This window comes from Alteromonas abrolhosensis (assembly GCF_001953635.1).
GTDB lineage: Bacteria > Pseudomonadota > Gammaproteobacteria > Enterobacterales > Alteromonadaceae > Alteromonas > Alteromonas abrolhosensis.
Window position 1 is genome coordinate 623616 of sequence record NZ_MEJH01000003.1, and the last position, 19772, is coordinate 643387.

General features: G+C 44.0%; 18 protein-coding genes. 12 read left to right on the top strand and 6 right to left on the bottom strand.

Going from position 1 to position 19772, the window contains the following annotated elements; translation table 11 throughout:
- Positions 1 to 12: 12 nt before the first annotated feature.
- From betA to BGK61_RS04870, 3 genes are all read left to right on the top strand, one after another.
- Positions 13 to 1665, top strand: coding sequence for a choline dehydrogenase (gene betA / locus BGK61_RS04860; protein ID WP_014999143.1), 1653 nt, complete (start codon positions 13 to 15; stop codon positions 1663 to 1665).
- A 168-nt stretch (positions 1666 to 1833) separates the two neighbouring features.
- Positions 1834 to 3051: a choline transporter gene (locus BGK61_RS04865; RefSeq protein ID WP_014999144.1), complete on the top strand. Its 1218-nt coding sequence runs from the start codon at positions 1834 to 1836 to the stop codon at positions 3049 to 3051.
- 141 nt (positions 3052 to 3192) lie between these two features.
- Positions 3193 to 3915, top strand: coding sequence for a TorF family putative porin (locus BGK61_RS04870; protein WP_014999145.1), 723 nt, complete (start codon positions 3193 to 3195; stop codon positions 3913 to 3915).
- Positions 3916 to 4042: 127 nt separating this feature from the next.
- Here the strand turns inward: BGK61_RS04870 and rlmF are convergent, their stop codons facing one another.
- Together rlmF and soxR are read right to left on the bottom strand one after the other, a co-directional pair.
- The gene (gene rlmF / locus BGK61_RS04875) at positions 4043 to 5002 is read right to left on the bottom strand and encodes a 23S rRNA (adenine(1618)-N(6))-methyltransferase RlmF (RefSeq protein WP_044556828.1); all 960 of its coding nucleotides are present in this window, start codon (positions 5000 to 5002) and stop codon (positions 4043 to 4045) included.
- 6 nt (positions 5003 to 5008) lie between these two features.
- The gene (gene soxR, locus BGK61_RS04880) at positions 5009 to 5485 is read right to left on the bottom strand and encodes a redox-sensitive transcriptional activator SoxR (protein ID WP_014999147.1); all 477 of its coding nucleotides are present in this window, start codon (positions 5483 to 5485) and stop codon (positions 5009 to 5011) included.
- 109 nt (positions 5486 to 5594) lie between these two features.
- On the opposite strand from soxR, the gene BGK61_RS04885 reads away from it, so the two are divergent.
- Both BGK61_RS04885 and BGK61_RS04890 read left to right on the top strand, forming a co-directional pair.
- Positions 5595 to 5975, top strand: a complete 381-nt coding sequence (locus BGK61_RS04885; protein ID WP_014999148.1) for a VOC family protein — start codon at positions 5595 to 5597, stop codon at positions 5973 to 5975.
- 131 nt (positions 5976 to 6106) lie between these two features.
- On the top strand, positions 6107 to 7450 hold the full coding sequence (locus BGK61_RS04890) for a M24 family metallopeptidase (RefSeq protein WP_076010987.1): 1344 nt from the start codon (positions 6107 to 6109) through the stop codon (positions 7448 to 7450).
- Between the two features lie 205 nt (positions 7451 to 7655).
- Here the strand turns inward: BGK61_RS04890 and BGK61_RS04895 are convergent, their stop codons facing one another.
- The 3 genes from BGK61_RS04895 to BGK61_RS04905 all read right to left on the bottom strand — a co-directional run bounded on the left by BGK61_RS04895 (position 7656) and on the right by BGK61_RS04905 (position 10519).
- The gene (locus tag BGK61_RS04895; protein ID WP_014999150.1) at positions 7656 to 8123 is read right to left on the bottom strand and encodes a hypothetical protein; all 468 of its coding nucleotides are present in this window, start codon (positions 8121 to 8123) and stop codon (positions 7656 to 7658) included.
- A 299-nt stretch (positions 8124 to 8422) separates the two neighbouring features.
- Positions 8423 to 9535 (bottom strand): hypothetical protein, encoded by a 1113-nt coding sequence (locus tag BGK61_RS04900; protein ID WP_014999151.1) that lies wholly within the window; start codon positions 9533 to 9535, stop codon positions 8423 to 8425.
- 183 nt (positions 9536 to 9718) lie between these two features.
- Positions 9719 to 10519 (bottom strand): PaaX family transcriptional regulator, encoded by an 801-nt coding sequence (locus tag BGK61_RS04905; protein ID WP_076010988.1) that lies wholly within the window; start codon positions 10517 to 10519, stop codon positions 9719 to 9721.
- Positions 10520 to 10718: 199 nt separating this feature from the next.
- On the opposite strand from BGK61_RS04905, the gene BGK61_RS04910 reads away from it, so the two are divergent.
- Positions 10719 to 12383, top strand: a complete 1665-nt coding sequence (locus tag BGK61_RS04910) for an acyl-CoA dehydrogenase family protein (protein ID WP_076026018.1) — start codon at positions 10719 to 10721, stop codon at positions 12381 to 12383.
- 167 nt (positions 12384 to 12550) lie between these two features.
- Here BGK61_RS04910 and BGK61_RS04915 read toward each other — a convergent pair whose 3' ends face one another.
- Positions 12551 to 13102, bottom strand: coding sequence for a DsrE family protein (locus BGK61_RS04915; protein WP_014999154.1), 552 nt, complete (start codon positions 13100 to 13102; stop codon positions 12551 to 12553).
- Positions 13103 to 13452: 350 nt separating this feature from the next.
- Between BGK61_RS04915 and BGK61_RS04920 the strand changes: the two genes are divergently transcribed.
- The 6 genes from BGK61_RS04920 (at position 13453) to BGK61_RS04945 (ending at position 19703) form a co-directional block, all read left to right on the top strand.
- The gene (locus BGK61_RS04920) at positions 13453 to 14028 is read left to right on the top strand and encodes a DUF4136 domain-containing protein (RefSeq protein WP_076012525.1); all 576 of its coding nucleotides are present in this window, start codon (positions 13453 to 13455) and stop codon (positions 14026 to 14028) included.
- 108 nt (positions 14029 to 14136) lie between these two features.
- Positions 14137 to 14862 carry a hypothetical protein gene (locus BGK61_RS04925; protein ID WP_234349526.1) on the top strand — a complete coding sequence of 242 codons (726 nt, stop codon included), beginning with the start codon at positions 14137 to 14139 and terminating at the stop codon, positions 14860 to 14862.
- A gap of 168 nt (positions 14863 to 15030) precedes the next feature.
- Complete coding sequence (locus BGK61_RS04930) at positions 15031 to 17016, top strand: class I adenylate cyclase (RefSeq protein WP_076012526.1); 1986 nt, start codon at positions 15031 to 15033, stop codon at positions 17014 to 17016.
- A gap of 163 nt (positions 17017 to 17179) precedes the next feature.
- The gene (locus tag BGK61_RS04935; protein ID WP_014999158.1) at positions 17180 to 17572 is read left to right on the top strand and encodes a BlaI/MecI/CopY family transcriptional regulator; all 393 of its coding nucleotides are present in this window, start codon (positions 17180 to 17182) and stop codon (positions 17570 to 17572) included.
- Positions 17565 to 18806: a M56 family metallopeptidase gene (locus tag BGK61_RS04940; protein WP_076012527.1), complete on the top strand. Its 1242-nt coding sequence runs from the start codon at positions 17565 to 17567 to the stop codon at positions 18804 to 18806. Before BGK61_RS04935 ends, BGK61_RS04940 begins: the two co-directional genes overlap by 8 nt.
- A 306-nt stretch (positions 18807 to 19112) precedes the next feature.
- A complete protein-coding gene (locus BGK61_RS04945) occupies positions 19113 to 19703 on the top strand; it encodes a DUF2780 domain-containing protein (protein WP_076012528.1) in 591 nt (196 codons plus the stop codon).
- Positions 19704 to 19772 lie beyond the last annotated feature (69 nt).

Consider the following 19772-nt stretch of genomic DNA (forward strand, 5'->3'; position numbering starts at 1 on the left):
GAAGGAGTACATATGCAGACATTCGATTACATTATTGTTGGAGCAGGTTCAGCGGGCTGTGTGCTGGCTAACCGCTTATCAGAAGACCCAAATCACAAGGTACTACTACTTGAAACCGGCGGCTCAGACAAAAGCATTTTCATAAAAATGCCAACGGCGCTGTCTATTCCTATGAATACCGACAAGTATGCGTGGCAATTCAATACAGAAAAAGAGCCGTACTTAAACAACCGTGAAATGCATTGCCCGCGCGGTAAAGTGTTGGGCGGCTCGTCATCCATTAATGGAATGGTATACGTACGCGGCCACGCCAAAGACTTTGATGAATGGGAAGCTCACGGCGCAGAGGGCTGGAACTATCAAGCATGCCTGCCCTATTTCCAGAAGGCGGAAACCTGGTACAAAGGTAACGACGCTTATCGTGGTGGCAATGGCGAACTCGGTGTTAATAACGGCAACGAAATGAAGAACCCGCTTTACACGGCGTTCATTAAAGCCGGCGAACAGGCGGGCTACGACATCACAAGTGATTATAACGGCAAGCAACAAGAAGGCTTTGGGCCTATGCATATGACCGTGAAAGACGGTGTACGCAGTTCAGCAAGCCGTGAATATCTTGATCCGATAAAATCACGCAAGAATTTAACCATAGTGACTGGCGCATTGGTTACTAAGGTCGTGCTGGAAGATAAAGTGGCGAAAGGCGTAGAGTATGTGGTTAACGGCAAAGCTCTAACTGCAGCAACGTCTAACGAAGTTATCTTAAGTGCCGGCTCTATTGGTTCACCGCACATCCTGCAACTTTCTGGAATTGGCGATAAAGACATTCTTGAAAAAGCGGGTATTGAAGTTAAGCACCACCTGCCGGGTGTGGGCCAAAACCTGCAAGATCATTTGGAATTCTATTTCCAGTACAAGTGCAAGCAGCCAATAACGTTAAATCGCAAACTGGGCTTAATTTCAAAAGGTTTGATCGGCGCTCGTTGGTTATTTACCCGCTCTGGATTAGGGGCAACGAACCACTTTGAATCATGCGCATTCATTCGCTCGAAAGCTGATGTGGAATGGCCTGATATTCAGTACCACTTCTTGCCAGCAGCCATCCGATATGACGGTAAATCAGCGTTTGATGGCGATGGCTTTCAAGTGCACGTGGGCCACAACAAACCCAAAAGTAGAGGTAGCGTAACCGTTCAGTCTTCTGACCCAACGGTGCCACCAAAAATCTTGTTCAACTACTTGCAACATCAAGATGATATCGAAGGGTTTAGAGCATGCGTAAGACTTACAAGAGAAATCATCGCACAGCCAGCGTTCGACGACTTCAGAGACGGCGAAATTCAGCCTGGCGAGCACATTCAGACGGATGAAGAAATAGATGCCTTCGTGCGTGAAGCCGTTGAAAGTGCTTACCATCCATCGTGCTCGTGCAAAATGGGTGAAGATGAAATGGCAGTAGTAGATTCTCAAACCAATGTGCATGGCATTGAGGGTTTACGCGTGGTGGACTCGTCTATTTTCCCAACCATTCCGAACGGAAACTTGAATGCGCCAACCATCATGGTAGCGGAAAAGGCGGCAGATATTATCCTAGGGAAACCGGCGTTACCGCCACAAAATGTGCCCGTGGATATTCATCCAAACTGGCAAACCCAACAACGCTAGGTAGTTAAACTATTTTGCACCAGTGCGCTTATTTATTAAAAGAGCGCACCTTCCACAGTGCCTACATTTGGCCGATTAGAGCGGCTTCAGCATGTAGATGGGTGGGCTTTTATATAACGAAAAAAGGAAAAAACATGTTTCATTTTTATCAATATTGGGAGGGTGATAATGACAGTATGGCTTAGTGCAGGCATTATTTTCACTCTACTTTCTGTAGCTTACATTTTATTTAAATGGGGCAACATGAAAGTGGTTGGCGTAATGCCAGTCAAAACCTTTACCTTTATTGCTATTCTTTTTACCTCGGGTTTGGACGTGGGTCTCATTATGTTCCCGCTCACTGAATTTGCAGGTTATGCTGACATAAGCGCAAGTCCTGAATACGCATTCACCAATCCGCTCGCTATTGAGTTTGGGTTTTGGGGATTCTTAATTTGGGGATTCTACTTTCTTACTTGTTTTTATTTCTGTGTAATCGAACCCAAAGTAAAATTTTTCGAATTGCCGCTGGTTAAATTCGTCAATAACGTAGTCATTATCGGCACCTGCGCGTTTACAGCCTTTTTGTTGCTGTCTAACCTCCCTTGGTACTTACCAACAATAGGCGATGGCGAATCGGTAGTGCCCGCGTTTTACCTCATTGTGTTCGCAGCCATAGCCTTTGCGGTTTATTCAAGTACAAGCATTAAATATGTGCGAATTTTAAGCCTGACAACCACATGGGTATTTATTGCCCTTATTGTTGGCATGTGGGCGGGTGCGTTTGTATTTGGTGAAAGCAAGATGTCGGCTTATTTCGCCAACCTTGGTTTAATTGGTGGTTATTTTGCGAATATTGACAACTTCGTACTACCAATAAATGAATATCACGAGTTCTATCTATTCTGGTGGTTCAGCTGGAGTATCATGATAGGTCAGTTTACATCTCGCTTTGTAGGCGGCCTAAGAACATATCAAGTTATGCTGGCTATGATGATCATTCCATCTATCCCTATCGCGGCTTGGTTCTCGGTACTTTATCACTACCATAGTGCTGGTATTCCTACCGAAGGTATAACCAACTTAGCCATGGTGTGCGTGGGTATCGTCTTTGTGATCAATTCACTGGATTCACTAATCAGGCTATACACAGACAACCTAAATATGACAGTCGAGCGCATAGGTAAAGTTAACTACATTGTGATTAACGTAGTTGCGCTTTCACTACTTACACTCTTGTTCAAACTCGACTTCTTGCAAATACAGTGGGTGGGTGCGTTAGTTATTGCCATCTTCTTTAGCTGCTTTGCATTCATATTAAGTCAGAAGTTTAAATCGGTAGCGGCCATCAAAACCTCGCCGAAAGAAAACAAAATCGACTTTACCAAAATAGAAAATCTTAACTAACTAAATCAATAACTTCTTACCTCGTTTGCATTGGCTCACTATTGAGCCAATGGGGGTAAGTGTTGCCCGCAATTAGCCACAGCGCAAGCGCCGAATAATAAGCGGGCCAAATAAAACAACGATAAAAACAGGTGTTTAACAATGAAAAAATTGAATTCTTTTTTTACATCAACTCACATTTTCACAGCCGCAGTTGTAGCAACGCTGTATTCTTCAGCTACATTCGCTAACTGGAGCGCCAACATTTCTGCTGTATCTGATTATACCTTCAACGGGGTTAGCCAAACGCAAAACGACCCAGCGCTACAGGGCGGCATTGATAAAGCATTTGACAACGGTACCTACGCAGGCACATGGGCGTCTAATGTAGATTTTGGTGGCGAGACAAACCTTGAATGGGATTTTTACGTGGGGCGCTACCAAATGCTAACCGACACGGTGAGTTTGGACTACGGCATTGCTTATTACTCTTATCACGGTGGCGATGATTCAAGTGATGGAAATTATCCGGAGGTGTATACCAAATTTGGTTATGCGAGCGACTACGGTAGTTCAGAACTAAACTTCTGGTATACGTGGGATTACTTTGGGACAGGCGCAAAACACGCTATCGCGATGATTGCCCACACCTTTGAGCTCGCGCCTAATCACAATTTACGTGCAAGTTTTGACGTATCTAACTCGCTAGACAGCGACAAGTGGCTGTGGAATGGTGATGACACCTCTTTCTACCACTACCGTTTGGCTTACCAAACAAGCTATGAAGGGTTTGATTTCGAAATTGCTGCGGAAAACACCAACCTAGATTTTGATACCGCCGATGAACGTATTGTGTTTGGCGTATCGAAAACCTTTAGCTTCTAAATCTTAAAATGGCGCGTGGTTCTTACAAACAAGAACCACTTTGCCTAGCAAGTGCCACGCGTGCACGTACTAAGCCGTGCACGCTATCTCAACTTTACTCGTTTAATTTAGCTAATTGATACAACAGCTAAAATGTCCAAGCGACAAACCGACTCACTTTGCTGCCCTGCCCCATATCAACCACTTTACACAGCGATGCACCATAGTAATCAATACTGGTTTTAATTGGTTTCAAGTGGGCACTCTTTGACACCAAGCAAGTGAACCATTTCACGTTGTCTTTCACCGCAACACTTTCCTGAATCATGCGCTGGATGAAGGCGAGTTCGCCCCCTTCACACCATAGTTCATTTGCTTGGCCCGCAAAGTTGAAGTTTACGTCCTGCCCTTGGTAAGGAGCTTGTTTGCCCCCTAACTTAGATGCGCGATCTCCAAAACTTTGCGCCTGATTACCGGTGAACTTTTCTCCGCTTCGCTTTTGCTTGTTGCGGGTCAAGTTGGATGTTTTTCGGCGAGTTCCAGAAAGCGCATCCTGTGCAGACTTATGAAACGGCGGGTTACACATGGTAAAAGTGAAGTGCTCATTCTCTTCAATAACGCCGCTGAATATGTTTGCTCTGCTAGCCTGTTTGCGAACGCTAAATTTATTGGTTAATACTTTATTTTTGCTAGCAATGGCTCGTGCGCTTTTCACTGCAGCATCGTCTACATCGCTACCTACAAAAATCCAGTTGTAGGAAGTAATACCAATTATAGGATAGATAGCATTAGCACCCACGCCGATATCCAGCCCTCGTACATTTTGACCATGGCAGTCTGTTGCTTTTAACAAATCTGCAATACCGTGAATATAGTCCGCCCTGCCAGGTACAGGCGGACATAAGTAACCGTCAGGAATATCCCAGTATTCAAGGCGATAGTAGTGATGAAGTAAGGCAGCATTGAGCACCTTCACTGCTTGCGGATTAGTGAAATCTATACTGGTATTACCGCTTTTGGCACGCACCAGGAAAGGCTTAAGCGCCGGATATGACTGGCACAGCGCATCCATAGGATAGCCGTTCTTGTGGAGATTTTTTGGATGCATGTAGCGTTACTTTTTATGTGAAACTAAAAATTGGGATTGCACGTTTTCATCGAGCAACTGGGCGCCACTACCCTGGGCAGCCACCTTATCGTCGGTATTGTAAAGCCTACAGCGTTCTAATGACAGACACCCGCAGCCAATACAGCCTTCTAGCGACGTTTTCAAACTGGTCAGCGCCGCGATTTTTGCCTCGATATGCTGATTAAACACCGTGCTTAATTTTGCCCAATCGGCTTGTGTCGGCGTTCTGTTATCAGGGAGCGTAGACAACAGCTTTTTTATCTCAGCAAGGGAATACCCCATGTTTTGCGCAATTAAAATAAAGGAAACTCTGCGAATGACAGAACGAGGAAACGCTCGATTTCCCCCATTTGTGCGCACAGAAGGAATAAGCCCCTCGTTGGCATAATAACGAATTAATGAAACAGCGTTGCCAGTACGTTTAGCTATAAAACCAATACTTACCATAGGTTCTGGTGCCATAACGCCCCCTTTTTCCAATTTTTAAATAGCGTGTAAAAAAACGCTTGATCTAAAGTTAGCTTTAGATATTAAGCTGTTTTTCGTTGATTATCTACACAAGGAAAAACACATGACTACTGCGTACTTAGAGCACACAAATATCACCGTTGAAAACCCAGACGAACTAGCCAACTTACTTTGCACACTATTTGGATGGAAAGTAAGATGGAGCGGCGGCGCAAAAAACGACGGCTACACCGTGCATGTGGGGAACGACAACGACTACCTAGCCCTTTACAGACCTAAAACCATCAATGAAATCGAAAGCGATTATAGAACCCTGGCCAATATCAACCACATCGGTATTGTTGTGCCAAATTTAGACGAAACAGAGCAGCGGGTGCTGGCGCTAAATTTCAATACTTTCAGTCATGGCGATTACGAGCCAGGCAGACGCTTTTATTTCATGGCTCAGCAGAATATTGAAATAGAAGTGGTGAGCTACGCGTGAATTTCAGCCTAGCTGAGTAGATGAAAATGATGCTAGATTGAATGCTATCGGCCCGTGTTAGCTGTAAGTCAAAGTTTGTTCTTTATTACAAGAACACGGGCAATTGCATCAATACAAGACAGGAAGCAAGAATGAGAAAGGCACTCGCAGTAACACTAAGTTTTGTGATGTTAACCCTATCAGTACACGCATGGGCTAACGACATACTCAGTATGAAACAACGCAGTGAACTTATTGATAAGATCACCGTTGAACGCTTTGAAACCGTATTGCCACAAATAATGGAGCGGGAAGGCATCGACATGTGGGTGCTTATGTCACGTGAGTACAATGAAGACCCCGTACTAAAAACCATGTTGCCTTCTACTTGGATATCTGCACGAAGACATACCATGCTAGTTATTTACAACCCCGGTAAAGGTGAGCCTTTAGAAAGACTCGCCGTAGCGCGATATGCGGTGGGCTCGTTATTTAAGAAAGCATGGGATAAAGAAGCCCAGCCCGACCAATGGGAAGCATTAAAACGCATTATTGAGACCCGTAATCCATCAAAAATTGCTATTAATACCTCTGATGCATTTGCGCTAGCTGACGGCATGACCGCAACCGAACATGAAAAGTTTATGACCGTGCTTTCGGAAAAATTTAAGCGTCGTGTTGTGAGCGGCGAAAGGCTAGCAATCGGTTGGTTAGAAACGCGCAGTGACCTGGAAATGCAATATTACCCAATACTTACTAAAATTGGCCACTCACTAATAGCAACTGCTTTTTCAAACGAAGTCATCACGCCTAACGTGACCACCACTGACGATGTAGTATGGTGGCTGCGCGATCAAACTCGCGCGTTAGGACTTACCAATTGGTTTCATCCTACTGTTTCAATTCAGCGCAAAGACGCTGCAGCTTTTGATCAGATAACAGCATTTAGCAAGCGCCCTGGCGAAAACATCATTCGTCCGGGTGATTTAATTCACGTTGATTTTGGTATTACTTACCTTAGGCTTAACACCGATCAGCAGCAGCATGCTTACGTGCTAAAATCGGGGGAACGCGACGCCCCTGCCTCACTTAAAAACGCGCTTAAAGCTGGTAACCAACTGCAAGATATTCTTACTAGTAATTTTAAAGTGGGAAGAACAGGCAACGCCATTTTGGGTAAAACTCGAAAGCAAGCAATCGAGAACAGACTAACGCCCGCTATTTATACTCACCCACTTGGTTTTCACGGGCATGCCGCAGGCCCGACGATAGGAATGTGGGACGCACAAGAAGGTGTACCAATTCAAGGTGACTACCCAATGTTTGCAAACACGGCCTATTCCATAGAACTCAATGCGGCAAGCTTTATAGAAGAATGGAACAAAGAAATAAGAATTATGCTGGAAGAAGATGCGTTTTTTGACGGTGAGTCAGTGACGTATTTAGACGGCAGACAGACTGAGTTTCATTTAATTTATTCTGATGAAAATCAATGACAATAAGAAGAGTGTCATGTCTAATTTGAGATAAGTTTGTAAACGTACAAATTGACTGTGTAGCTAGAATGCTAGCCAATATGAAAAGACTAACCTAATTGTAAAACAAGTGAAGCGTAAAGTGTCAGGCCTTTCGCCCTTTCAAGCGAAAGGCCATGAAACTGTACAAAATATTAGCAGTAGGTTGCTATCCTAAAACGAGGTCTTATTCAGCAGCAGTGCGAACAACTACGTTTTCAGCGCTGTACTCACGCACAAAGTCAGACATTGTTTTGTGGTTACAGATAATGTTTTCGCCTTCCAAACCAAATTTCGCTAGCGCAGCTTCTTTACCTACAGAAAGCGCTTCTAAACATGCCTGTGAAGCTACGTCTTGGTTCTTAGCAACAAGTGCCACAGTTTTTGCGTTTTCAGTCGCCTTGTTGTTTTTGTACATGTAAGCAAAAGTGCGAAGTGACTCACCGTTACAACGTACAGATGCACTGAATTCTTCAGCATTAAAGCCATTTGCGCGAATAAGACGTAAAGCAGGACCAAAACCTTCTTTAGCTGCAGTTAAACACGCTTGTGTTTCAATGTTGTCATTAAGAGGCTTAAGTACTACATCTTTTGCAAAAGATTGAGTTGCAGCAACAGATAATGTTAGAGCAATAGCGAAAGTAGACAGTTTCATTTTTGAATTCCTATTTTGTAACTAAATTAGATATCACCTAAGCGATGTGTACATTATGAACAATACTTTCAAAAAATAAAGCATTTTTCGTAATTTAATTACAGAAATAGTAATTTAAACAGACAGATCACGCCAAAAATGAAAGTTATTTACAAAAACAAACAAAATTTATATAAAATTTTACATATAAGTCTTTTTCGTTACAGAGTGGCTAGGTGGGACGCACAAAAAAACGCGCATGAAATTGCACTCAGCGCGCCTTGTTTTTAATTAATAGCAAAAGAATTAGCTGCGACAGGTCATAATATGAGATCGTGCATCCAATTAAGCGAAGGTAATTGCTGTTCTGGCTGGTAAAAGAGTCGGTTCAGTCTACCCAGCAAATTGACCGATCGACTCGGGTCGTGTGCCTTTACTCTATGTTCACTTTCGGTAAGCATAAATTCCCATGGCTGTAGGTCGAGTTCATCTACTTCTTCCTGACTTACGCCAAGTGACTGCAACGTTGACAAAATTCGCTCAGTCTTGCTTTCGGCAATAGGGATGATTTCGTTGCCATATAAATTATCGAGTGGCTCGTTAACGGCTTCTAATGTGTGATTTATTGCTGCCCACACTTCATCATGATCAAACGCCCAGCCACGAGGCGCATAATATCCTTCTATTTCCCACTCAAATTCAGCGTTACTTACCGCAATAGAACTTTCAGCTTCTGGGGAATAGGCCAAATCAGGTTTAGCGCCTATGTTGTACGCGTCAACACTCATGGCCACACAAATTATCAAGTCACCACAATGCTGCTTGTTCGTGTAAAGCGCCTCAAATGCTGCTCGCTTAACCCCCATCCAACCGTGAACGCGTGAGGGTTGTTCGACAAAGTGCCTTACATCATCTGGCAAGTCCTCACCATACATGTTGATAAGCAGCGGCAGCGGGTTTTGATCAGGCGCTTCGTCTGGCATCCATACTTCATACTCTTGTCGATTATCGGCTTTCCCGCGACTTTTGATGCCGTAGGACAAGTTAACCGGGCGACAAATACTTCTGTCTTCATCCACTTTATGAAAATACTCAGAACGCATACGCTTAATAAATGGTGCGTCTAAACCTGCCAGCGCTGCCGTTGGATAGCGATAGCCTATTTCGCTATGTTCGACCATGTGCAACGTGGGAATAGCGTGAGTAAGCTTTTTTTTCAATCCCGATAGAGCGTTTACGTTAGGCAGTACAATGCTTCGCTCTGGTTCAATGGTAAGCCTACTTCCGTCTTCGGTCACAAATTTGGGGGTTTTGTGGAATTCGTAACCTGAAAACCCCAAGTTGTTTACTGCGGTATTTCGATACTGAGATAGTTCATTAAAAAGCGCAGTATGATTGCGAATATGCTTAAACAACGGTCTTGATGCGGTCATTCTCTCTTCCATATAGGCTACTTCCAATTGAGCTAATTAAATTTAGATTTCTATACGACCAAACGGTCATTTGCCGCTTACTTTTAGCTGCTTAACACAACAGATGTATACGCTGTATGTGGACTCCCTAGACGCTCTCAATATTTAATATATCTTGCAAAGGCAGCTCACCTTTACCCAAGATTACTGTTGACTCAAAAAGCGATGCCATATTTCTGCACCAACGTCATCGTACATTTTCACTAGATTACGATAGCGCTCACGCATTGCTACGTTTACAAGGGGAGATGGCAATAAAGGGTCAAACACCAAGTGATACAATGCCCTGTCTCCTATCACATAAGACTCTTTCGTGGCTTCTTCAAGAGGTAAGGTCGACAAACGAGCAATAGATTCCTCTATTTCATTGCAACCTTCTTGATATAGCGCCTCTAGGTTTAAATGGCACCACAAGCCCATTGCCTTAGTTTGCATCTTGCTGTCAAAATTATTGGCGCTAAACACTAACACTTTGCTCGATAGACCAAGGGTGTGAAGCTTTTCTCTCACCGCACTCGCTCCGCCCAAAAGGTTGTTCGGCCTTACAAATACGTCAGTCGCGAGCTTGGTCATGCCTAACAACTTAAGTGCACGCTCATTCGTTCTTTGCTGTTTTTTATCACTCTTGGGGAGCGCATTGGTTAGGGCGACCACCCAATCTTGGTTCCAAGGGACAAGGTTAGTCTCATCGTCCCGCCACTGGTGTATTTCTCTAGCAAAGCGAATGCCCTTATCACCTAGCTTATAGTATCCACGTTCAACAAGGGTAATCAGCTGTGCGGCCTGCAAACGCGTCAGCGTAACGCGAATGTTGTTTTCAGAAATATCGAACAACGCTCCCACACGCACAGCTGCGCTGGCATTCATTTGAATATTGTCTCTAGAGCCCAACAATTTAAGCAGTAACTTTCGTGCTACGGGCTTCTTTTCTTTAATTTGTTGCAAATTTCACTTACTTCTTTATCTCAACCAGGCCTAGGTATTTGCTTGATATAACGCCAAATACGCGTTTATCCATCATTATACAAACGCGTCTTCGGCACAAACATTACATAATTTATTAATTTACAACCATAAATGTAATGTTTTAATGTAGTGCTCTAATATAAAGATACGCTCTGTGTGCACATTAAATGGAATCGCCATGACTTTATCAAACCGCTTTGTAACGCACGTTGTAGAAAACCAGCCTTCCATTCCTGCCCCCTATAATTTGTGGCGCGATGATGCGCTACTGCGCGGATTGGTAGACCAACACTTACCTGAGCCCCACCAGCATGACGAGCATTTGTTAAACACTTACGGGGCACTTGCCGGCGATGCGCTTATGGCTCACGGGGAACTGGCGAATAAAAACAAACCTGTGCTCCAGACGTTTGACCGCTATGGCCGCCGCACAGACAACGTAGAGTTTCACCCCAGCTATCACGCGCTTATGGAAAGCGCGATGCAACATCACATACACAATTACTCGTGGAAGCACGAAAGTCAGGAGGGTGCACACACTATTCGCGCGGCGCTGATGTACATGCATTATCAAGCTGAGTCTGGCACATCGTGCCCACTGACAATGACCCATGCTGCGATCCCGGCCATGCGATACGGAAAGCAACTGCCGCCTTACTACTTAGATAAAACGATTAATGGTGTTTACGACCCACGTTCCCTGCCACCAAGTCAGAAGCACGGTCTCACCATAGGTATGGGTATGACTGAAAAACAAGGTGGTTCAGATGTGAGACGCAATACTACTACCGCTTTGAAGCAGGATGATGGCAGTTACACTATTGTAGGACACAAGTTCTTTTTCTCTGCACCTATGTGCGACGCTCATCTAATTCTTGCACAAGCAGAAGGCGGTCTAAGTTGCTTTTTACTGCCAAGGATATTGGAAAATGGCGAACTCAATAACGTGCGAATTCAACGCTTAAAAGACAAGTTAGGTGACTGGAGTAACGCCTCGTCTGAAGTGGAATTTCAAGAAGCTAAGGCATACTTAGTTGGCGAAGAAGGCCGTGGTGTACCGGTGATCATCGATATGGTGTCGTTAACCCGTTTAGACTGTATGATCGGCTCGTCAGCACTTATGCGCCAGGCGTTGGTACACGCATTACATCACGTAAGTCATCGCGATGCGTTCGGTAAAACCTTAGTCAAACAGCCCTTAATGCAAAATGTGTTGGCAGACCTTACCGTTGAATGCGCGGCCGCCACCGCACTTACTATGCGCGTTGCCAAGGCGGTTGATAGCGCGTCGCGTAACAACCATGAAGCTGCATTAGCAAGACTTGCCACGGCAATTGGAAAGTACTGGATTTGTAAACGCACACCTATGTTTGTGAATGAGGCTCAAGAGTGTTTAGGCGGAATTGGTTACGTTGAAGAAAACCCCATGCCACGTTACTACCGTCAAGCGCCGTTAAACTCGATTTGGGAAGGAAGTGGCAACGTGCAATGCCTAGATGTATTACGGGCACTTGCCAAAGAACCAAATGTCAAAGAAGCCTTGTTTAATGAACTCAAAACGCAAACGGGTAAAAACAAGCATTACGACCTTTACCTTAGTAAGCTACTCGACGAGTTATCAAATACCCAGAATATGGAAACGCGCAGCCGTTACCTGACAGAACAAATGGCACTCGCGCTTCAGGCATGTACGTTACTCGCCAATGGGGACACCCTTGCCGACATTGCTCACACATTTTGTGAGTCAAGACTGAGCAACGCCAGTGGCTTCGCGTTAGGTACACTTCCCGACACCACACCGTTTGAAAAAATTATTGCGCTTGGGACGGTGTTGTCTAGCTAGTCAATATCGGGGGAAGGCTCTGTGCGTTTGGTGGGCTTCATCTAATGCGGTAGCCTTGCCCCTGTATTCCCCCGTTAAATTCAAGGTTTTAAGCAGACTACCGCCATACATCGATGCATAAAACCATTGTTTCTCTACAAACACGTTGTTCGAACGTATTAAACAACTTAAAAAGGATTCACTGAATACCCTTTTTGCGCCAAGCGCGCATGGGCCGTCATGGCTGATAAATCCACTTTCACTCCGTCAATTAATGCGTTTTTCTCGACGCCATGGGCAGCGGCAGACTGTCCGCAAACAATCACTTCAACACCTTGTTTAATTAATGCCCTAATCAGCAATTCATTGCCGTTAGGTTGGCCTTTACGCTGTTTGAAGTGCTCTGTCTTTAGCATTTCTTCCGTGGCAGAACCGTGGACCACCAGCGCTAACGATAGGTTTTCTTTTTTCACACCGTTAGCTACGTGCATGTTAATAAAACGCGCAAGTGATTCAATGCTACGATTAACCTTTCCCGGCTCAGCTGCTTTGGCAACATCGAATGCCACTTTAAAAGTTTGATTTTCGGCAAATTTAACGCCATCTACCGAGGCATGTTTACCGAATTTATCGAAAACGGGGCCGTATTCAAACTCTGAGTTGGCGAAAGCTTGCCCCGTCGCAGCAAGGGTCGCCGACAAACCGAGTGCCGCGCCCCACTTTCCTTTTAATATGTTCATTGCTCGCTCCTCAAACTCTACTGTGTTGAAAGTGCTATTTTAAATAGCCTTAAACGTTATGAACGTTCACATTGCTATCTGCATCTTAGGTTTTACTATTCGTATAGTAGCGCGAATTGTTTTGCAATTCGCGTTACTGAGATCCAAAGCACGGTGCTTTCTCGTTTAAGAGATATATTATCAAGGCTCGTATAAGAGATACGTTATTAAGGTTTCTGTTGAATGAATAGATTAGCGACCGGCTTTACAAGCTAAACGCTGTTACCTAAATCAAAATTCGGGTGGCAATGCTCAACAGGTCTCTTTTACTAACGAAAAGTTACAGTGAGTGAAATATGCATAGCAGCACTATGAGAAAACGTGACCAGGGCTTCCAGCAAATGGCGAAATATTTAAAAACAGTAATACTTTTGATGGCATGCGTGTTTGCTGTTGCCGCATGCAGTAGTAGTAAGCCACAGGTGAATATGGATGAAACGCAAAACTTCGCCAATATTAAAACCTTTTATATTCAGTCACCGTTAAACCCAATTAACGAAACACTAGCCAACCACCTATCCTCGGCCATCACCCAACGGTTAATTGAGAAAGGTCTTACCCCTACGTCACAAGAAGATGCCGATATTTCAGTGGGGTACTTGCCATCGACCACGGCAAAAGATGACGGCACCACACTGAATTTAGGCTTAGGTACAGGAAGCTACGGGCGCTCAGGCGGCATATCATTAGGCAGTATTTTTAGCATTCCTGTGGGCGAACAAACCACCCTGCAACAAGGGCTTCAAATTGATATGGTGAAAGATGGTAAGTTTATATACAGTGCATCGGGAGCGGTAGAGCTGGAATCAAAAGATAGCATCAGTATTCAAAATAAGCTTGATGAGCTTGTCGTTAAGCTACTGGAACAATATCCCGCTAACCGATAATCCACACCTACTACCCGCTAGGAAAAGTACGATCTTTTGGGGCTGAAGAAAGCCCCATATTTTCGAGCATCATCCCCTTAACGAAGAACTTGGCGCTGAAATTGCGTAATGATGGGAAGGTTAACCCTCACTTTTGATTACATAAAACACGAAGTGAGCCACGCAGAGTTCGAAATGGATACTACTTACCGTCATTTATCTTCTTCATCTTCTCTATTTAACTATTTAGGTGACACTGCAAATGCTAAAAGTGCGCTTCAAGATGTTGTAGAAAAATCAAAGCAGGCTAACGCCCTAGGCGATGCATTCACAACATTCGATAGCGAACTTAAAGGTAACCAGGTCGACGTTTACCTGCAAAAGATTGAAAGCGGAGAAGCCGCACTTAATAACAGTACAATCGCTAACTACCTTGACTTTAATAGGCAAAAGCTTGCCACAGCGTTAAGCGATTTAGCGGCAAAACTTGGTATTTCAGATGATACGCCGCTAACGATTAGCGACGGCAAACTGCAGATTGGTAACAGTGATGGCAACAAGGAGCTCGATAAAACGACTTTGCGTCTTCAACAATATTTAGAGAAAGACAGTAACCTTACTTCGCTTATTCAACAAACCTCGCGCCTATCTCAGTTTAAAGAATGGGGAGATGCAACATCGTTTGCGTCAACGCTTAAAGAAGAAGGCACTGACGACGCTGCTATTCAGTCTTTTTTAAAAGAGGCACGTTTGTCGGTGACATCTGATAATGTGCTGGCATTCAATCAAAACGGTTTCGGCTTTACTTCAGATGGGCAAACTGCGGCTTTGATAGAAGCTTTCGAGAAGCAGTAAAAGCATTAACGGAATTTAAAAAAGCGTAAATCTTTCGCTTTCTCTCAAATTAGTGCAGACACGCAAAGAATTCAGCGAATTAAGAATCACTTTTTCTGTGCGAAATTAGAGGAAGTCGGCTCAAAATAACGCTATGCTTGGCTGCATGATGAAGTGCAGATTAACATAATGGCAGCGCAACAGCCGCTTTCCGTTCAGCAAAACCTTACCATTAGGTTATTGCGCGTATTAAGATACAACAAAGCACGTATTGAGCGTGCGCTTACGCTTATGCCTGAAAAGCACAGACCTTTATTCCATGTGCTTCCTTTTCTTGTGCACGTTAATCACGAAGCCCTTCCAGGATATGTAACTCCGCCTACTTCAGATGAAACTGTACCGTTTGGTATCAACAATTACTCGTTTCGCCCAGATGTAGAACTTGCGCTTAAGCGCTGTTTTCCAGCACAAAGTCACTTATTTGCAGATATTAAGCAGATTTGGCCTAGGCAGCGCGCTGTCGATGCGCTTGTTTTAATGGGCAGCGTAGGCACAATAGCGCAGACTGACGACTCAGACTTTGATTTTTGGGTATGTATCGATGGTAATCGCTTTTCGCAGGCGGCACTTGCGTTACTTCAACAAAAGCTTACTGCTATTGAAAAGTGGGCTGACGAAACCTTTGGCATTGAAGTTCATTTCTTTTTATCTGAAATAGACAAAGTAAGGCAAAATGACTTTGGCGTGGCCGAGGGCGAAAGCGCAGGCTCTGCGCAAGCGATGTTTTTAAAAGCCGAGTTTTACAACACCAATATTGTGGTAGCAGGCAAAGCACCATTTTGGTGGTTAACTCCAGAAAAGACGACTGAAAAGCAATATAGAGCGATTTACAATAGTTTAGAAAAAGGCGGTTCACCTGATGTGGACTGGTTCATGGACTTAGGCCACTTGGAACGACTAGATGCAAGTGAGCTCTTTGGTGCCGCTATTTGGCAGCTGGGCAAGGCCATGGACTCTCCGTTCAAGTCAGTGTTAAAAATGGCAAAGCTTGAAGTTTACCTTGCCAATATTTCTCACGGTCAACCACTGTGTAACCTATTGAAAAAACATGTGCATCGCGGTGCCGAGGCGCCGGGACACGTTGCAGATATCGATCCCTATGCCCTAATGTTCGATGAACTCATCGCTCATTACAAAAAGCATGGCCAGGCCGAAGACATTGCCGTATTACAACAATGCTTATACTTAAAATGCGGCAGCGCATTGAGCCAACCGCTTGTAGAGGGTGAACAAGCGAATTTTAAGCGCAAAATTATGGCGTCGTATGCTAAACAGTGGGGATGGAGCCGTAAACTCATTGTTCATTTAGATAACCAGCAAGATTGGACCTTTAATGAACGAGTGCAGCTTAGTCGTCGAATTCACCGTTTTCTATTAAAGTGCTATCGCCGTATTTCTAAAGAGATCAGTCATCATCAACAGGTGATGGACCAAAAAGATATGACAGTTCTAGGTCGGCGCTTAAGCACGTACTACGCGAAAAAAGCGGACAAAATCGAGTTTTTGCGACGCGCCTTTGACGAGAGCCTTTACTGCGAAAAAATCACCATTGCCATGCGCCAGCTTAAAAATGGTGATGAGGTGTGGTCGGCTTATGCAGGAGATTTACTCAGTAAATCTGGCATTATGGATGAATCGCAAAAGATTACTCAAGCCTCCACCGCAATAGCACTAATGGTGTGGCTTGTGTCGAGTAAGATTATAGATACCAACAGTAAAGTTTATCTCGATTACAACTATGGCGAAGTAAGCGAACTAGACTTAAACGACTTGCTTAAGCATTTGTGCAAATACTTCCCGCCGGTAAAAGTATCTTCGTTATCCCGTAACGACTTGCTGGCACCTGAACGCGTAACGGCGTGCTTTGCCATTGTGAACTTCCCCACCCTTCGTCAAAAAGCTACCGTGGAAGACGTATCCATTCTGTACACCACCTCGTGGGGAGAAACATTCCTGAAGCACGGCGATGATGTGCTAGATACCTTATGGTACGACCTACAAGAGGTAACACCAAAGCCACCTTGCTATGTAATGGTGCCTCGAGGGAACCAGCAGTCACGAATACTCGGCGAATTCTTAGAAGCCAACGAACTCAATTTTACTGTTTTGTATTAATCCGCTTTGACGGGTGCTCTGGTTAGGAAGCCAGAGACAAGCCTATTACTTCGCCCCCTCCCCCGTTTAAAAAATATGCAAAAAAATTCTTGCACTTTAAAATTACAAGTGTAATCTAAAGCTATGGACTACAAATGTAATCAAAAGAAAAGACGTCGCAGTTATGAATAAAATGTCAGACAAACCTGAAATTTCAAACGCTGAATTTGAAGTGCTGGATGTGCTTTGGGACGACCACCCCGCCACATCGAATGAGGTTATTGCACGACTTAATAATAAAAAAGATTGGCACGAGAAAACCGTTAAAACCCTGCTAGGCCGATTGGTAAAAAAAGAAGTGTTAGGGTTTGAAAAGCAACAGCGCCAGTACCTTTACTATCCGCTAATTGCTCGTGAAGATTATACAAAGAAAGAAACCACGAGTTTTGTTAGTCGACTATTTAAGGGCAAGATTGCTCCTATGGTTGCCGGTTTTGCGAATCAAAATTCGCTGTCTAAACAAGATGTGAACGAGCTAAAAGCCCTTATCAAGGAATGGGAAGAAAACAATGATTGATTGGATTGTTGCTCAGCAAGGTATTTTGTCGCTATCGCTTATTTTACTCATGGTGTGCGAGCACTTTTTCACTAATAAAATTGGGGCTTCGCTGACCTATAAGCTATGGGCGTTGATACCAGGCTGCCTGATAGTCAATAACATTCCAATGTCGTTGGTTAGCATTCCATCGAATAGCTTTGCTCGTTACGTGGTTGGCGTAAACCCCACACTGAACACCGTTGAATTTGAAACCTGGTTTGCCATTTGGGCGGTAGGCGTAAGCATAGTCACAGCCTATGTCTTGGCGCACCACCTTTCAATATGGGCTTCGATAGGAAAACGTCGTGCCTTGCATACCAACGCCTATTATTCTGACAAAGCTTCCACACCCATGCTGTTTGGCTTTATCTCACCCAAAATACTTATCCCTTTCTCGTTCAAAAGTGCTTTCTCTAAACAGCAACAAGCTTTGGTGTTGGAACATGAAAACGTCCACCGCAGACACTATGACCATCTGTGGAACTCACTAGCGCTAATTATCGCCATTGTATTTTGGTTTAACCCGCTTGTTTGGCTCGCCCTTAAATCTTTCAGAATCAATCAAGAACTGGCTTGTGATCACGCTGTATTGAAAGACAAGACAGACACCGAAAAACTAACTTATGCAAAAGCACTCGTGCAGTGTGCCGAGCATTGTTCAAACGCCCTGCACCGTACAAGAGGGCTTTACCCAACCTTTGGAGAAAAAAGTACTATGATCAAACGTTTAAATGCTATTAAACAACCTGTGCGTAGCAATAAAGTACTGGCTGCAGGCGTACTTTCAATTGCCGCCATGCTTACAATAAACACGGCTTTAGCCAATGCTCCTGTAGCAGAGACAAAATCTGAAGCCAAGATTAACCAGGCGTCACCTGTTAAACGCGTTCCACCTACCTACCCCGAAAAGGCAGCAAAAGAAAATGTAGAAGGCTTTGTTGTGCTCTCTTTTGATATTACTGAAACGGGCACTACAGATAATGTAAAAGTAGTAAAATCAGTACCTGCTGGCGTGTTTGATAAAAGTGCCATAGTTGCCCTAAAGCAATGGGAATACAAACCTCGTATTCAAGGTGGCAAAGGAATGAGACAAACTGGTCTTCTTGTACAATTAGACTACCAACTTGGCGCTGCCCTTGATACCGCAAGTGTTGAGAAAAACGCATCCACAGAGGTAGAACGCATAATAATCCCACCTAAACAGGAAAAGTAAGCAAAAAATTTATCAGAATACTAAAAGGAGCGCGGTGCTCCTTTTAGTGTTTTGTCTAATTGACTTAATTCTTGCCTGCTTCACACTAGCGCCTCAATACCCTGTACCCCTGCAATTGTTCAAAGTGTCTTTACATTTTCTCTACGGAAATTGCAGCTTTACTAGGTTAAAATGTGAGTAATCACACACCTAAAAACTTCTAATTTATGGAAGGTTTAGATAATCGAACGCGAATTCGCTACGATTATTTTCTAACGCTTTACACCTCATGGATCTTTCCCTCGGTGTACAAAAAGGAAATCTATTATGAATCGTTTTGCTCTAGCACCCGCTGTGCTTGCTCTTTCTTTTTTTACCGCAAACGCCAATGCGAATATCGATCAGCTAAAAGGCCTTTTAGGAACTAAGAAAGCGGAATCTACTGTTACCACTAGCAGCCTAACTGACATAGCAACCAGCGCCGCTTCTAGTATCGATTTAGGTAGCTTAGTAAATTCAGTGGCTGGAAACCTTAACGTATCAGATACACAGTCACAAGGCGGTATAGCGTCTATAATGAATTACGTTCAAGGCAACCTCTCAGGTGCAGACTACGCGCAGTTGGAAAATAGCATCCCAGGTATTGAAAGCCTGCTTGAAAACGTGCCTTCTCTAAGCAGTAACTCAGCTGCAAGCTCTAGCTCGTCATTGTCGGGTTTACTTAACAAAGCGTCGGAATATAGTTCTACGCTAAAATCAGTAAATGATTTAAAGCAACAGTTTGAAGCCTTAGGTCTTTCAACCGATATGATTGCTAGCTTTGTCACTCAAATTAGCTCATATTTAAATGTAAATGCCGATGAAGAAACGCAGGCGTTGTTTAAATCTGGCCTAGATAATTTGCTAACGGCTCTGTAACCTATTTAAGGTGTACTGGCTATTAATCGATAGCCAAAATTAGTGCGCCTTTATTTTTTGCAGGGGTTC